13 protein-coding genes and 1 pseudogene are annotated in these 15,028 nt (G+C 71.4%); 7 read left to right on the top strand and 7 right to left on the bottom strand.

Translation table 11 applies throughout. From position 1 onward, the window contains the following. Positions 1-26 precede the first annotated feature (26 nt). A pseudogene (locus tag OG858_RS20560) lies at positions 27-170 on the top strand (RNA-guided endonuclease TnpB family protein); the annotation flags it as partial. A 34-nt stretch (positions 171-204) separates the two neighbouring features. Here OG858_RS20560 and OG858_RS20555 read toward each other — a convergent pair. Next, on the bottom strand, positions 205-1,284 hold the full coding sequence (locus OG858_RS20555; protein ID WP_328544642.1) for a hypothetical protein: 1,080 nt from the start codon (positions 1,282-1,284) through the stop codon (positions 205-207). A gap of 131 nt (positions 1,285-1,415) precedes the next feature. On the opposite strand from OG858_RS20555, the gene OG858_RS20550 reads away from it, so the two are divergent. After that, positions 1,416-1,925: a RipA family octameric membrane protein gene (locus tag OG858_RS20550; RefSeq protein ID WP_086751528.1), complete on the top strand. Its 510-nt coding sequence runs from the start codon at positions 1,416-1,418 to the stop codon at positions 1,923-1,925. Positions 1,926-2,120: 195 nt separating this feature from the next. Here OG858_RS20550 and OG858_RS20545 read toward each other — a convergent pair whose 3' ends face one another. Then, positions 2,121-2,906, bottom strand: a complete 786-nt coding sequence (locus tag OG858_RS20545; RefSeq protein WP_319067064.1) for an NPP1 family protein — start codon at positions 2,904-2,906, stop codon at positions 2,121-2,123. Positions 2,907-3,283: 377 nt separating this feature from the next. On the opposite strand from OG858_RS20545, the gene OG858_RS20540 reads away from it, so the two are divergent. The 3 genes from OG858_RS20540 (at position 3,284) to OG858_RS20530 (ending at position 5,473) form a co-directional block, all read left to right on the top strand. Next, positions 3,284-4,540 carry a trypsin-like serine peptidase gene (locus tag OG858_RS20540; RefSeq protein WP_319067063.1) on the top strand — a complete coding sequence of 419 codons (1,257 nt, stop codon included), beginning with the start codon at positions 3,284-3,286 and terminating at the stop codon, positions 4,538-4,540. Positions 4,541-4,622: 82 nt separating this feature from the next. Continuing rightward, positions 4,623-5,162, top strand: coding sequence for a hypothetical protein (locus OG858_RS20535; protein ID WP_328544643.1), 540 nt, complete (start codon positions 4,623-4,625; stop codon positions 5,160-5,162). Beyond that, positions 5,159-5,473, top strand: a complete 315-nt coding sequence (locus OG858_RS20530; RefSeq protein WP_256960219.1) for a CPCC family cysteine-rich protein — start codon at positions 5,159-5,161, stop codon at positions 5,471-5,473. Before OG858_RS20535 ends, OG858_RS20530 begins: the two co-directional genes overlap by 4 nt. On the opposite strand, the gene OG858_RS20525 is transcribed toward OG858_RS20530, so the two are convergent. After that, on the bottom strand, positions 5,470-7,551 hold the full coding sequence (locus OG858_RS20525; protein ID WP_408059418.1) for a HelD family protein: 2,082 nt from the start codon (positions 7,549-7,551) through the stop codon (positions 5,470-5,472). The two genes, OG858_RS20530 and OG858_RS20525, sit on opposite strands and share 4 nt — an antisense overlap. A 414-nt stretch (positions 7,552-7,965) precedes the next feature. Here OG858_RS20525 and OG858_RS20520 point away from each other — a divergent pair, with 414 nt between their 5' ends. Then, positions 7,966-8,163 (top strand): hypothetical protein, encoded by a 198-nt coding sequence (locus OG858_RS20520; RefSeq protein ID WP_086746921.1) that lies wholly within the window; start codon positions 7,966-7,968, stop codon positions 8,161-8,163. Between the two features lie 95 nt (positions 8,164-8,258). Here the strand turns inward: OG858_RS20520 and OG858_RS20515 are convergent, their stop codons facing one another. Beyond that, a complete protein-coding gene (locus OG858_RS20515) occupies positions 8,259-8,543 on the bottom strand; it encodes a hypothetical protein (protein ID WP_319067061.1) in 285 nt (94 codons plus the stop codon). Between the two features lie 89 nt (positions 8,544-8,632). Next, the gene (locus OG858_RS20510; protein WP_086746923.1) at positions 8,633-10,276 is read right to left on the bottom strand and encodes a DNA repair helicase XPB; all 1,644 of its coding nucleotides are present in this window, start codon (positions 10,274-10,276) and stop codon (positions 8,633-8,635) included. Positions 10,277-10,515: 239 nt separating this feature from the next. Between OG858_RS20510 and istB the strand changes: the two genes are divergently transcribed. Then, positions 10,516-11,946 carry an IS21-like element helper ATPase IstB gene (gene istB / locus OG858_RS20505; RefSeq protein ID WP_327744174.1) on the top strand — a complete coding sequence of 477 codons (1,431 nt, stop codon included), beginning with the start codon at positions 10,516-10,518 and terminating at the stop codon, positions 11,944-11,946. On the opposite strand, the gene OG858_RS20500 is transcribed toward istB, so the two are convergent. Both OG858_RS20500 and OG858_RS20495 read right to left on the bottom strand, forming a co-directional pair. Beyond that, the gene (locus OG858_RS20500; RefSeq protein WP_319067058.1) at positions 11,930-12,103 is read right to left on the bottom strand and encodes a hypothetical protein; all 174 of its coding nucleotides are present in this window, start codon (positions 12,101-12,103) and stop codon (positions 11,930-11,932) included. The two genes, istB and OG858_RS20500, sit on opposite strands and share 17 nt — an antisense overlap. 189 nt (positions 12,104-12,292) lie before the next feature. Continuing rightward, positions 12,293-14,935, bottom strand: coding sequence for a helicase C-terminal domain-containing protein (locus OG858_RS20495; RefSeq protein WP_319319379.1), 2,643 nt, complete (start codon positions 14,933-14,935; stop codon positions 12,293-12,295). Positions 14,936-15,028 lie beyond the last annotated feature (93 nt).

Below are 15,028 nucleotides of genomic sequence, written 5' to 3'. Positions count from 1 at the left end.
ATCGCATCCGGGTGTCGCGACGCGGGCGCACCTACACCTGCACCGCGTGCGGAGCCGTGTCCCCACGGGACAGGAATTCCGCCCGCGTCATGCTCGTCCGGGCTGGTCTCAACCCGGCTGGTGCCGATGGCGGAACGCCTCCTGGAGCGCTGCTCCAGGAGGCGGCCTGAGCCAGGAATCCCCTCCCTTCAGGGAGAGGAGGATTCAATGAGGGTCCACCGGAAGCGGCGGCGGGGTCAGTCGGCCTCCGCCGTCACCGGCCCCGTCAGGGCCGTCGAGGCCGTCGTGCAACCGCGCCATCAGTGGCATCAGCTGGGTGCGGGTCATCTTGCGGATACGCCCCTCGTACGTCCACGCGCTGACGGCCGTGGGGTCCAGGAGCACGACCTCGGGGGTCCAGTCGGAGCGGAAGTGGATGACGGCCCGCAGGAGCGGGGTCCACTTCAAGCGGTCCGGGTCGTGGAAGCCGGGGAGGGGAGGGAAGCGGGGCGGCTGCCAGTCGGCGCCGTGCACCTGGCGCAACTCCTCGGCCCGGTCGTCCAGTTCGAGCTCGGCGGCGGTCCGGAAGATGTCGTAGTCCGCCCGGACGTCGTACGTCTCCCGGTCGCCGTAGAGCAGGACCAGTACGGACTCGGGGCGGCGCAGGCGCATCACCTCGGTCAGTTCCCACAGGGTGCCCTCGCTCGCGCCGGCCACCAGGAGGACCAGGCGGGCGTCGGTGATGAGCGAGGTGACGGTGGGCTGCCAGTCGTGGAGGGGGAGATAGAGGCGGCGGGAGCCGGCGAGGGGGAGTGACTCGTCGGGTTCACCCACGGCGAGCGGGCGGCCGAAACCGCTGAACATCCGGCACACGCCCTCCTCCAGCGTGAGCGAACTGCCGTTCACGAGCGAGCCGCCCACCCCCATCCAACGGGTGAACGCATGCCGCATCAGGGCGCCCGTGACGTCCTCGGCGAAGGGGCGCAGATAGAGGACGTACGGCTCCTGCCGGGCCTCCTCCATCGTCTTGACCACCCGGACGTGATGACGCCGCCCGTGCCGCCGCATCCGCAGGCCCACCAGCAGCGACACCGCGCCCCAGAGCCCTGTCCCCGCGACGATCAACACGTTCTGCACCATGGGCTCGCCGGGAACGGGGATGAAGACGGTGTTGGTCCGCGAGGCGGCCAGGATCACGAGCAGCCCGCCCCAGAGCGTCCCCGCCAAACCCACGAGCCGTAACACGCAGCCGAGCAGCGGACGCTGACGACGGCGGGGAGTTCCGAAGGGAGGGTGATCGGTCATGAGGAACAACAGATCGGAGGCGGGGCGCGACACGCAATCGAACACCAAGGGTTACGGCGCCGGATTCGCTCTTTCGTGGCACGTACGGGCCCGTACCAGCGGGTCTCCGGCGCGGCGGCCATGATGAGCGGATGGCAGACGTCCACCACTCCCTGTGGAACTCCGAAGTCGCCCCCGACAGTTACACGCCCGCCAACACCCCCTATCTGGGCGTGCTCTTCGAGCAGTACAAGCTCTGTGTCGAGACGGCCGACCGCGTCAGCGCGCGGCGGGGCGCTGCCAACACCTTCTTCCTGTCGCTCAACAGCGCGATCGCCACGGCCATGGTCGGCGGGCTGGGGCCGCGTCCGGGCAGCGTTTCGGTCTGGCTGCTTCTCGCCGGTCTGCTGATCCTCGTCGGGCAGTGCGTGGCGTGGTACCTGATGGTCCGTTCCTACCGCCAGCTCAACACCGCGAAGTGGGCGGTGATCGGCGCGTTCGAGAAACGGCTCCCCGCCTACGCCTACTCCCGCGCCGAATGGACCGAGCTGGGGGAGGGGGAGGACTGGCGCCGATACGTGCCCCTGACCCGCCTGGAACAGTGGGTGCCACCGCTCTTCGTGGCCGCCTATCTGGTGGGGTTCCTGGCGCTGGCGCTGTAGCGGCACAGGGCGAGCGGGGGCCGGGGCGGTCGTCCTTCCGGGACGCGCCCACAGCCGTGAGCCACCTCGGGGGCGGCGAACCTCCCCGAGGTGGCCTTCCACCGGTCTCCAGGTCTGCAGGTCTGGCGATCTGCAGGTCTGCCGGTCTGGCGATCTGCCGGTCTGGCGATCTGCCGGTCTGGCGGTCCGCGGCCGTTACGCGTTCGGGTCGAACGAGATCCCCGACGGCATCGCCTTCGTGAGGTTGGAGGCGAAACTGCCGTCCTTGAGGCCGAAGTTGGCGCTGCCGAAGTCGTAGGCGACGAGGGTGTCGCGGACGCCGGACGGGTAGCCGTTCCAGCCGACGAGCGGCGGGTACTGCCAGGTGCCCTCGTGGTTCTCCGGCGGCTCGTCGTTCGAGCCCGCGAGGCGGAAGCAGTGCGTCCGGATACCGTCCTTGTGGTAGACGATCTTCGCGTGGGTGCCGTCCCAGCGCACCGCGGACGCGGCGTGCACGGTGAAGCCGCCGTGGTTGGACGTCGAGACGTACTGGGCCGTGCCGTTCTGCACCCAGACCACGACGTGCTCCCAGTCGTGGCGGTGGCCGCCGATGCTGCTGCCCGAGACCGCCTGGTCCTTCTCGAAGTAGAGGTCGTACATGATCGCGCACCAGCCGTTGTTGCACTTGTAGCGCGAGTAGCCGTTGGTGTTGTCCAGGTCGGACCGGTCGCGGCAGTCGCCGCTGAGCGAACCGGTCGGCTTCAGGCCACCGTTGACCGTGCCCGTGGGGCCGATCGCGGGGGTCGAGTAACAACCGTCCGTGTCGTAGTCGTAGGCCGGCTGCCAAGTCGTCTCCAGCGCCTCCGCGTTGGCGGGCAGCGCGGCGGGCGGAGCCGCGTACGCGCTGCCGGCGACACCGACGACCAGCGCGACGGTGGCGCCGAGGGTGACTGCGGATCTGCGGAAACGACGCGAAGTGCGCGTGCGCGAACCTGTCTTCACTGCGACCTCCTGATGGACCGCGGCGCGGGGGGACGGCCGGGGGAGCCGGGGCGGGGACATGCCGATGTGCGGGGTGGCATGCGCAGGTCAGGTTCGCCCTACTCGCGGGTAGTGCACAAGAGGCGGGAGGTGTCGGAGTGATGAAGAATCAATCAATGTGTAGATCCTGTGCGTTGCCCCTGCGGGGCGCCGCCGGGAATCGGATGCCGCGACCCGGTGTCACATCACGGGCAGATATCCGCCAGGTAGTTGTTGTGTGCGGAGTCGCCGCGAAGGCCGTCTCGGAGATCATTTCGCGCCCGCCCGCGGGCATAGTTGTCCCGGCCCCCAGCCAAGCGGGGGCATGACAAGTTTCAGTCACACGGGGGACAGGTTCCATGTCATTCATACGCCGCCGCGGACTCACGGCCGCTGCCGCCGTGATCGTCGCGGTCATGGTCACCACCACCGCCTGCGGCAAGACCGAGGAGAGCGGGGCCAAGGCCTCGGACTCGACGACCGCCCAGGCGGGCGCGGGCGACGACATCGACACCGGCGAGAACGAGGGCGGAGGTGACACGACCGTCGGCGGCTTCAAGCTCCCCGAGGGCGTGCCCACCGACCTCACCGGTGACGCGCTGCGGAAGTGGAAGGACGGTGGCTGGCAGGACTTCGGCGGCGACTGGCCCTCCAGGGCGGAGGACTTCGCCAACCCGTACATCGAGGACTTCTGGACGCCGGAGCGCATCGCCGAGGCCGAGGAGAACCTCCCGGAGCTGCCGGCGGTCGCCGAGGCGGGCAACACGGCCGCCGGTGGCGGCAAGACCACCCAGGTCTGGCTGCCCGACGGCAAGGTCAAGAAGCAGCAGGCCACCAAGGTCAAGGCGACCTACCACAAGAACGCCGCCCCGGTCGGCAAGCTCTTCTTCACCACGCCCCAGGGGTCGAGCGTCTGCTCCGCCGCCGTCGTGAAGGACCCGGCGCACCCGGGCAAGTCCAACCTCGTGTGGACCGCCGGGCACTGCGTGCACGCGGGCAAGGGCGGCGGCTGGTACCGCAACATCGCCTTCGTGCCGTCCTTCAACAACACGGGCAAGCTGAACATCGCCCAGGCGTCGAAGGACTACCGCGCGGGCAACGTCTCCCCTTACGGCCTCACCTGGGCCGACTGGGCCACCACCTCCGGCACCTGGATCAAGGGTGGCGCCGCCGGCGAGGGCACCGTGGCCGCCGCGTACGACTACGCCGTCCTCCACGTGAAGCCGGAGAAGGGCTCCAAGTCCCTGGAGGAGCGCCTCGGTTCGGCCCTGCCGGTGTGGTTCAACGCGCCCGCCGCCAACAAGGTCAAGAACATGAAGGTCCGCGGCTACCCGGCCGAGGCCCCGTACGACGGCTCGAAGATGTACCACTGCCAGGGCGCCACCAAGCGCTTCGTCCTCGGCCACAGCTACCCGAGCGACTACCCGGCCCAGTACATGGTCGGCTGCACCATGAACGGCGGCGCCTCCGGCGGCCCCTGGTTCACGACCTACAAGGGCCGCACCTACCTGGTCTCCAACAACTCCCTGAGCGACCGCTCCACGTTCATCACCGGGCCGCGCCTCGGCAAGAACGCCAAGCAGGTCTACCTGGCGACCAGCAACAAGTTCAAGTAGGCGGAACCCTCGCGTGATCGGCCCCCGGTGACCTCGGTCGCCGGGGGCCGTCGCGTGTGCGCGTTCCCGTACATTCGACGTCATGAACACGTCCGAGTGGTGGGAGCGGCTGCCCGCCGGCATCCGTACGCAGGTCGACGGATACGTCCTTCAGGACGCCCTCCTCCCAGCGGTCCGCGCCGTCTTCGCCGCCGGCCGCGCCCACGGTCTCGGCCTCGCCGACGCCCAATACGTCGTCCACGACCGCTACCTCCACCACGGTGACCGCGTCGCCCGCACCCCCGACAGCCCCCTCGACCAGGACTCCCTGACCGCCCTGGCCACCGGCCTGCCCGGCCGCCTCGTCGCCGTCGAGGCGATCTGGGACGGCGACACGGTCCACGACTGGTTCGTGATCCTGCTGGCCCACACCGCCGACCCCGAGGGCGAGCATCCGCTGGCCACCGTCTACCGGGGGACGGCCGAGCGGTACCTCGGCGAGGAGCGGGTGGCCCGCGCTCCGGGCCACCCGTCCGCCGAGGCCGCCACCCACTCCGGCCGAGCCCTGGCCACCCGCCTCTCCGTCCCCTTCCACTTCGCCAGCCCACACACCCCGGACGACCAGGCCAGGTGGGCGGGTTGACGGCCGAGGGCGGTCCGGGCCCGCTGCCGTGTCCCTGCTGCTTCCAGCCCACCCTGGAGAAGCGTGCCTACTTCGAGATCTGCCCGGAGTGCGGCTGGGAGGACGACGGTCAGGACGACGCCGACGCACATGTCGTCCGGGGCGGCCCCAACGGCCTGCTCAGCCTGGCCCAGGCCCGGTCGGACTACGCGGAATCGCTGTCCGAGGAGGAGGACGACGACTCCATGACACGCGGCGGCGAGGGAATGTGGCTGGCGGAAGCACGACGTCAGCTGGGCGCCCTGCCCGGAGGACCGGACGACCTGATCTAGGCCAGCTGCGGCGGCAGCGGGGCCGTATGCGTCACGATCAGGCCCGACACCGCGCGCGTGAGGGCCACGTACAGGCGGCGCAGGCCCGTCCGTTCGTCCGGTTCGCCGTCGACGACCGCCTGTGGTTCGTCCAGGACGACGTAGTCGTATTCGAGGCCCTTGGCGAGCGAGGCCGGTACGAGGGTGAGGCGGGTCTCGTACGTCGTCTCCTCACCCGGCGCCAGATAGCCGATGCCCGCCGCTGTGAGCGCCTCGGCGAGCGCGGGGACCCGGGCGTCGGCGGCGATGAGCCCGGTCGAACCCTCGTTGCGGAGCGACTCCTCGCAGGCGGCGACGACCTGGGAGTCGTCCGTGCTCGGCCGTACGTCGAAGAAGCCCGGGTTCTCACGGACCGAGGCGACCGGTGTCAGACCCGGCGCGATGTGGGGGAGGAGCCGGGAGGCGTACGTGATCACGTCGGTCGGCACGCGGAAACCGGCCGTCAGCTCCTCCACATGCGCCTCCGCCTTCCCGAGATGGGTCAGCGCCTCCTCCCAACTCCGCGTCGCCCAGGGCGTCGTGCCCTGCGCGAGGTCGCCGAGAACGGTCGCGGAACCGGTGGTGCAGCGGCGTCCGACCGCCCGGTACTGCATGGGCGACAGGTCCTGCGCCTCGTCGAGGACGACATGGCCGAGGGAGTGCGTGCGCTGCACGAGGTCGGTGGTCTCGTCGATGAGTACGGCATCGGCGGCCGACCATCTGACCGACTTCACGCTCCGCGCGGGCTTCGCCCACAGGATCGTCTTCTGCTCGTCCTCGGTCAGGATCCCGTCCGCGTGTACGGCCAGGAAGTCCGCGTCGGAGAGCAGGCGCAGGACGAGCTTGGCGGGCTCGACCGGCGGCCAGATCGCCTTGACGGCCGCCTTCACGGCGGTGTTGCGGGCCACCGCGTCCTGCACCCGGTCGTCGGGCGCCTCCCCGGACCGTTCCATCTGCACCAGCACCGCGTGCGCGATCCGCTGCGGCAGCGCCTCACGGGCGGCCCCGTAGCGGATGTCCCGGTCCAGCAACTCCCCCACGATGTCCGTCAGCTCGTACGCCGGTACGCGCCAGCGACGTGAACCCCGGACGACCATGACGGGCTCGGTGGGGAGGGTGACGTGCGAGCGTACGGCCCGGCGGAGCACCTCGGCCATCCGGGCGTCGCCCTTGACGACCGCGGCCGGCGCCTCGTCCGCGCCCCGCACCTCGACGTGGGAGACGAGGTCGTCGACGGTCGCCTGCTTGACCTCCAGCTCGCCGAGCGCGGGGAGGACCTGCTCGATGTAGTGGAGGAACGAGCGGTTCGGCCCGATGACGAGGGTGCCGGTGCGGGCGAGGCGCTCGCGGTGGGCGTAGAGGAGGTAGGCGACCCGGTGCAGGCCGACGGCGGTCTTGCCGGTGCCGGGGCCCCCCTGGACGCAGAGGGAGCCGGCGAGGTCGGAGCGGACGATCTCGTCCTGCTCCGGCTGGATCGTCGCCACGATGTCCCGCATCGGGCCGACGCGCGGGCGCTCGATCTCCTGCTGGAGCAGCTTGCTGGTGGCGGCCGCCTCGGAGGGGTCGGAGAGGTGCTCGTCCTCGTACGCGGTGAGGTCGCCGCCGGTGTATCCGAAGCGGCGCCGCAGTCCGACGTCCAGCGGATCGGTCTTGGAGGCCCGGTAGAACGGCTGTGAGACGGGGGCACGCCAGTCGATGACCATCGGATCGCCGTCCGCGTCGTGCACATGCCGACGTCCGATGTAGAACCGTTCCCCCTCCGCTCCCTCGGCCCGGTCGGCGCCGGGAGAGTGCAGATAGTCGAGACGGCCGAAGAAGAGCGGTGTGTGGCTCAGATCGGCCAGCGACTTGATCCGCTCGCCGATCTGGCGTGCCAGCACCTCCGCGTTCACCCAGTTCGCGGTGACGTCCTTGATGTCCAGCGCCTCCACGTCCTCCCGCATGGCGCGGAGAGCGGAACGGGAGGCGGCGAGGTGGGAGCGCTCTCGGGTGAGGGGGTCGTTGGGGGTGACGGGATCGAGGACGGCGCCGGTGGCGGGGTCGTCGGGGTGCGCGGACAAGGGGGTGCCTCCGGTGGCCTACGGGACCTGTGGGGGTCTGCCTGAGAGCGGGTGCTGCCTAGTGCCGCGGCACTAGTGGCGGTGGCCGACCGGTTTCCGTCCGGACGGCGGCGCTCCACGAACGGGAGGCGGGCAAGAGCGGAGAGTGTAGGTGAGGGGAGGGGGCGTAGGCCAACCGATTTCCACGGACAGATGTCCTCGGGCCGGGCTCCACGGACCGATTGCGACGGGCCGGGCTCCACGGGCCGCGTGCTCGTCGGCCTGGTGGGCCCCTGATCTGCCCTCGCCGTACCCCTAGGGGGTCTGTACTTCGCGGGTACTAGGGGTGGGCGACACCTGAGGGTGAGCCGGGGGCTCAGCGGGTTCACTCCGTAGACCGACGTAATCCAAAGGCGGACGTTCCACCATGGAGTCATGAGTGCAGCGACGTTCATCCCAGCATCGGCCTCCGGCCGACCCGGTCCGCCGTCCGGCGCGACCGGCCTCGACGACCACCACAACCGCCACCGCCTCGGCGACGCCCTCCGCGCCGTCAAGGTCTTCGCGAGCGCCGCCTTCGGCGTGATCGTCCTCGGCGAGTACGCGGAGGAAGCGGGCATACGCCGCCGGTGAGGCCCCGCCCACCTGGCGTACGCCGCTGAGCCCCGGGCCGGCCCACGGGGCGATCACTCCTGCCGCTCAGCCCTTCTCCGCCCTCGTCGGCGGCCTCAGCCTTCCTCGGGCAGCAGGATGTCCGTGTCGTCGAAGATCCGCAGCATCACCAGGAGCAGGCGACCGCGGGAGACCATGTACTCCGCGACGATCTGCGAGGTGAGCCGGATCTCGCGGTCCTGGTCGCCCACTCCTATGGTGCGGGAGAGCTCGGTGTACGGATCGCGGGCGAGCAGCTCGATCGCCTTGTCGAAGGAAGCCCGGCGCATGGGGTCGAGCCGGTCGCGGTCACGGGCCGCCGACTCGGTGTACAGCACCGCGTAGATGTCCTCGTGAGGCATGGTGCCCTTCTCCCTTGCCCTGCTCAGCGCTGGTACGACTCAGCGTACCGAGCGCGGGCACCCCCTGTGACCTGTTGCTCAGCCCTTCGTCAGCCCTCCGTCAGCAGCTCGTCCGCGTCCATGATCCGGTAGGCGTAGCCCTGTTCGGCGAGGAAGCGCTGGCGGTGGGCGGCGAAGTCCTGGTCGATGGTGTCGCGGGCGACGACGGAGTAGAAGTGGGCCTGGTGGCCGTCGGACTTGGGGCGCAGGACGCGGCCGAGACGCTGGGCCTCCTCCTGGCGGGAGCCGAAGGTGCCGGAGACCTGGATGGCGACCGTGGCCTCCGGGAGGTCGATGGAGAAGTTCGCGACCTTCGACACGACCAGGACGTTGATCTCGCCCTGCCGGAACGCGTCGAAGAGCTTCTCGCGCTGCGCGTTGCTGGTCTCGCCCTTGATCACCGGCGCGTCCAGGTGGGCGCCCAGTTCGTCGAGCTGGTCGATGTACTGGCCGATGACGAGGATCTGCTGCCCCGCGAAGCGGCGGACGAGCGCCTCGGCCACCTTCCGCTTGGTCGCGGTGGTGGAACAGAAGCGGTACTTCTCCTCCTGCTCGGCGGTGGCGTAGGCGAGCCGCTCGGAGTCGGTCAGGTTCACCCGGACCTCGACGCAGTCGGCGGGCGCGATGTAGCCCTGCGCCTCGATCTCCTTCCAGGGCGCGTCGAACCGCTTGGGCCCGATGAGGGAGAACACGTCCGACTCCCGCCCGTCCTCCCGGACGAGCGTCGCCGTCAGCCCCAGCCGCCGGCGCGCCTGCAGATCGGCGGTGAACTTGAAGACCGGAGCGGGAAGGAGATGCACCTCGTCGTAGACGATGAGACCCCAGTCACGGGAGTCGAACAGCTCCAGGTGCGGGTAGACGCCCTTCCGGCGGGTCGTCAGCACCTGGTACGTGGCGATGGTGACCGGCCGGATCTCCTTCCGCGTCCCGCTGTACTCGCCGATCTCCTCCTCGGTCAGCGAAGTCCGCTTCACCAGCTCGTGCTTCCACTGCCGAGCGGAGACGGTGTTCGTGACGAGGATGAGGGTGGTCGACTTGGCCTGGGCCATGGACCCGGCCCCGACCAGCGTCTTGCCGGCACCACAGGGCAGCACGACGACCCCGCTGCCGCCGTGCCAGAAGTTCTCCACCGCCTGCTTCTGGTACGGGCGCAGTGCCCAGCCGTCCTCGGCCAGTTCGATCGGGTGGGCCTCGCCGTCCACGTATCCGGCGAGGTCCTCGGCGGGCCAGCCCAGCCTCAGCAGGGTCTGCTTGATCTGCCCGCGCTCGGAGGGGTGCACGGCGACGGTGTCCGGATCGATCCGGGTGCCGACGAGCGGGGCGACCCGCTTCGACCGCAGGATCTCCTCCAGCACCGGCCGGTCGGTGGTGGTGAGGACGAGGCCGTGGACCGGGTGCTTGGAGAGGGTGAGGCGGCCGTAGCGGTCCATCGTCTCGGCGACGTCCACGAGGAGCGCGTGCGGCACCGGATAACGGCTGTACTGCACCAGCGCGTCCACGACCTGCTCGGCGTCGTGCCCGGCGGCCCGCGCGTTCCACAGGCCGAGCGGGGTCACCCGGTAGGTGTGGATGTGCTCGGGCGCCCGCTCCAGTTCGGCGAACGGCGCGATGACGCGACGGCACTCGTCGGCCAGCTCGTGGCCGACTTCCAGGAGCAGCGTTTTGTCGGACTGGACGATGAGGGGACCATTCACCGCACGACACCCTTTCGATTCGGCCCGGACCGGAGTGAGGAGGCGTTGAGAACGTCCCCAGGTCGTCGTGGGCTCTTCGGCGCTTCGGCCAAACGTCCAGTGTGCCTGATCATTCGGCTCCTCCGGCGGGCTCGCGTGTGCGATCCCGCCCACCTTCACCAGTGCTATTGAATGTCTATTCATTCCCCTGAGTGGCGGGAATTCAGATTTGCGGCAATGGTTCCGAAGAATGGCGAACCGTGCAGCCACTCACCCCGGCCGACCCCGCCGATCCGGTCATCCCGTCCGCCTCCCCGCAGGGCACCACGCTCGGCTACGCCCTGTTCGCCACCCGCTGGCTCCAGGCGCCGCTGTACTTCGGTCTGGTCGCGGCACAGGGGGTGTACGTCTACAAGTTCTTCAACGAGCTGTGGACGTTAATCGTCCGGTGCGTGAGCGGGAGCGCCACCGAGACGTACGTGATGCTCGCCGTGCTCAAGCTGGTCGACGTCGTCATGATCGCCAACCTGTTGATCATGACGATCGTCGGCGGCTACGAGACCTTCGTCTCCCGCATCGGTCTCCAGGGCCACCGTGACCAGCCCGAATGGCTCTCGCACGTCAATTCCAACGTGCTGAAGGTGAAGCTTGCCACCGCCATCGTGGGCATCTCCTCCGTCCACCTGCTCCAGATGTTCGTGGACGTCCACCACACCTCGCACCACGCGCTGCTGTGGGGCACGGTGATCCACATGGCGTTCATCGCCTCGGCGGTGCTCCTGGCGTACATGTCGGGACCGATGCTGCGCGAGGACAAGGGGCACGGTTCCCACCACGGCCCGCCCGACGACCCGAGGCCACCGAGGGCCTCGTGGACGCCGACGGAACCCACGAACGAACCGAACGAACCGAACGAACCGAACGAACCGAACGAACCGAGGGAACCGGTGGAACCGACAGGACCGGCCCATCCGACGGCACCGGACCGGCCGCACGGGCCCGCTGCCGCCCCCTTTCCCGTTCGTGCGCCGCTGCCGATCCCGGCCCAGGCGACCTCGTACGAGAACTACACGATCCACGAGGCCCGGCGCCCGCCGCACGGGGCCGAGGCCGGGCTCGGGGTCGAGGGGCGGGTGCGGGCGGCCGGGTTCCCGGCGCGGAAGCTGCTGGAGGAGTTCGACGCGGGCCACCCGCGCTCCTTCGACCGGCGGCTGCTGGCACGGCTCGGAACGCTGGACTTCGTGGCCGCCGGACGGAACGTGGTGTTCGTCGGCGCCCCCGGCACCGGCAAGACGCATCTGGCGATCGGGCTCGGCGTACGGGCCTGCCAGGCCGGGCACCGGGTGCTGTTCGCGACCGCCACGGAGTGGGCCGCGCGGCTGGCCGGGGCGCGGGCCGAGGGCAGGCTGGCCGAGGAGCTGTCCGCGCTCGACGCCTGCCCCCTGCTGATCGTCGACGAGGTCGGCTACCTCCCCTTCGACACGGACACCGCTCGGCTCGTCTTCCAGCTGATCGCGCACCGCTACGAGCGGGCCTCGCTGATCGTGACCAGCGACCGCCCGCTCGGCCGCTGGGAGGAGATCTTCGGCGGGGCCGCCCCGGCGATGGTCGACCGCCTCGCGCACCACGCCGAGATCGTCCGCCTCGAAGGGGACAGCTACCGGCTGCGCCGCACTACTTCAGCAGGCTGACGTTCTGGATCAACGGCCCCTCCACGCCGATGCCCTCACCCACCAGCGTGCCGAGTTCGGGAAGGGGCAGGGGCGGGTTGGCCGCGGCCGGGGAGGCGAGCACGCCCATCAGGGCGACGGCGGCGACGGCGGAGACGAGCGTGACGAGGGGGCGCATGCGTACGTGTGGGCCTTTCGAGCGCAGGGGTCGATCTCGATCGGACACAGGGTGGCTGCCCCGCGTCACCGGGCGGGATGCGCGGGGCGCCCCTTCATCGCTCGTGAGAGGGAAAAGCGGGTATGGCCTGCATGAACGCCCCCATGCACCCGAACGGGTGAGGGGTGGGAAGCGGCTTGATCCACTTGTTCAGGACGGGTCGTCCGCGAGTTCCGCGACGCCCGTGATCCGGTGCAGCGGGAACGTCCGTACCTCGTCCGCCGTGTGGTCGTACGCCGTCACGAAGCCGCCCTCGACCCGGACCGGGGCGATGACGCGCTGGCTGGCGGAGCCCTCGGCGTTGACGTAGCCGATCCACAGGGCCTCGCCGGTGAGGACCGCGGCCTGCATCGTCGCGAGGGTCTCGGCGGAGCCGGTGCGGGGCAGGGCACCGGACGGGGCCGGATCCCCGGGCGTCGTCCTGCGGGGTGTGGTGGTGGCGAGGTCACCGGCGCGGATGGCGCGGATCGCGGCGCCCAGCAGCGTGTCGTCCGGCGCCGGAGGGCCGTCCGGAACGGGCTCCGGGGCCGTGCGGGGCGGGGTGCGGTGGGCGTGGGCCCGGGTGATCAGGACGTCGCCCTCCGCGGACTCGGCGGCCGGCGCGAAACCCATCGCCCGCAGCCCGTCGAGCAGGGTCGCCGGGTCCGCCTGCGCGGCGAGGACGGTGGGCGCCAGACGCCGCAGCCCGAGCCCCTGTGACCGCTTGTCGGCGAGGATCTCGCTGAGCATCCCGTCGTCGTCGCAGCGCACGTACGCCGACGCCGCGCCGATCCGCAGATGGCCGTGGCGCCTGGCCACGTCGTCGATCAGATACGCGAGCGGCTGCGGGACCGGCGTACGGGAGTGGGCGGTCAGGAAGTCGTGCAGGTCGGACGCGCTCCTGCCCGCGTCCAGCGCCCGGCGTACCGACCCCGGCGTGAACCGGTACACCGTCGCGCCACCCTTCGACTCCACGTCCGCCAGGACGCCCAGCGTGTCGGCCAGCGGCCGCTTCAGCGGGCCGGGCGCGACGGCCGTCAGGTCCGCCTGCAGCAGCACGTGGTCCAGCGGCTCGGGCAGCAGCGGCGCGAGCAGCCGCGCGGCCCGGGAGGCGGCCGCGGCCTGCTCGGCGACGGAGTCGGGGGAGGAGGAAGGGGCGGGTGCGGAAGGGTGCGGCAGGGGCACGTGATGGGCGGGGAGCTTGTCGCCGGGGGTCTCCGGCAGGTCGGCGGTGGCCGCGGCCTCGTGAGGGAAGCCGAGGAGCTCGCGGCCGTGCGAGGACAGCGCGCCGCGCCCGGTGACGCCGAGCGACTCGGCCTCGGAGAGCGTCCACCGGGCGATCCGGGCGCGCAGGTCCTCGCCCTGACGGGACGGCTGCGCGGACTGCGCGTGCGCTGCGGGTGGCTGCTGGGGCGGTGAGGACTGCTGGGCGCCGCGGGTGGGGCGTTCCCAGTGGAGGCGGGCCAGTACGGAGTCGGGGGTGGCCGAGGTGCCCTCGGGGAGCCCGGCGAGCAGCGCGAGGACCCGGTGGCGCACCTCGGGCGCGGCCGACCGGTCCAGCCCCGGGCCCAGCGCCGACAACGTACGGTCCTTGGCGTCCCGTTCACCGATCACGCCCGGCGTACGGGTCGCCGTCAGCCAGGCCGTGACGAGCCGCGCCCAGCGCTCGGCGGCGGGCAGCTCCAGCCACTCGTCGTACGCGGGGGTGGCGGCGTACCGTTCGTCGGCCTCGCCGTCCGAGGCCAGCAGCCCGGCGGCGTAGGCGAGTTCGACCCAGAACGCGGCGGCGGGTTCGGGCAGGTCGAGGGCCACGGCGGTCCGTTTCAGGTCCCGCACGCTGAGCCCGCCCGCGCGCAGGACGCCCGGCCCGCCCTCGTCCCAGTCCTTCAGCAGCTCCTCCATGGTCGCCAGCGCGGTGTACGCCTGGCCGGCCGCCGTCGCGTCCACAACCTGTGGACGGTGTGCGGCCGTCGCCTCGACGGGCGGCGGTACCGGCTGGACCTCCCGGTGCGCCCGGCCCGCCCGCAGATGCAGGGCGACCTCGCGGGGGATGACGACCGTGCCGGGGGCGGTCGGCAGGAGCAGGCCCCGGTCCAGCAGCCACCGCAGATGGGCCGCCGGTTTCGCGGTGACCTGGCCGTACGGCGGACCCCACACCAGGCGGGTCAGGACGTCGAGGGACTCGGGGGGCGCGGAGGCGAGGAGCGTGGCCATGCGGCGACGGTCGGTGAAGAGCCCGCTGAGACCGGTGACGGCCGACACCGAGTCGTGGGTGCTCGCCAGACCGGCCTCCGCCACGATCTCCTGCACCCGCCCCGGCGACATGCCCGCCGTGGCCTCCGCGACGGTCGGGCCGAGACCGGTGGGGGAGGGATGCTGCGGCGAGGGGGCGAGCAGCTCACGGGCCGTGCGGACGAGGCGGAGGCGGTCGTCGGGGCCCCACACGAGGGCCTGGTCGCGCAGGGAGCCGAGCGCGTGGGGCAGCGCGGTGGCGACGGCGGGGTCCCCCTCGTCGCCGGCCAGCAGGGACGCGAGTTCGGCGTACGACGCCGGGTCGGCCGCCACGGCCAGGGCCTGCGCCGTCTGCAGGGCGAACCGGTCCAGGCGCTCCAGAGCCCGCACGACCGACGCGCGTGTCCCGGCCCGGGTCGCCAGCTGGGTCAGGTCCGTCGGCACGGGGGTGATGAGGTCCGGCCGTGCCCGGAGCAGCACGGCGAGCGAACGGTCGTCCCGCCCGCGCAGCGCCTCCGCCAGCGAACGGGGGGCCCCACCGGCAGGCGCCGCCTCCGTGGGGATGTGCTCCTCGGTGCTCATCCGGCCAACGTTAGCGCGCGGGCTCCGCCGGACCGGGGCGCCTCATGACTCGGGGGCGTGTGCGGTGTGGCGGGTGCGGGTGGGGCGTGGCTG

The sequence above is a fragment of the Streptomyces europaeiscabiei genome (assembly GCF_036346855.1).
Classification (GTDB): Bacteria; Actinomycetota; Actinomycetes; order Streptomycetales; family Streptomycetaceae; genus Streptomyces; species Streptomyces europaeiscabiei.
The sequence above is the reverse complement of the archived record's forward strand: the minus strand, read 5'-3'. Positions and strand labels throughout refer to the sequence as shown.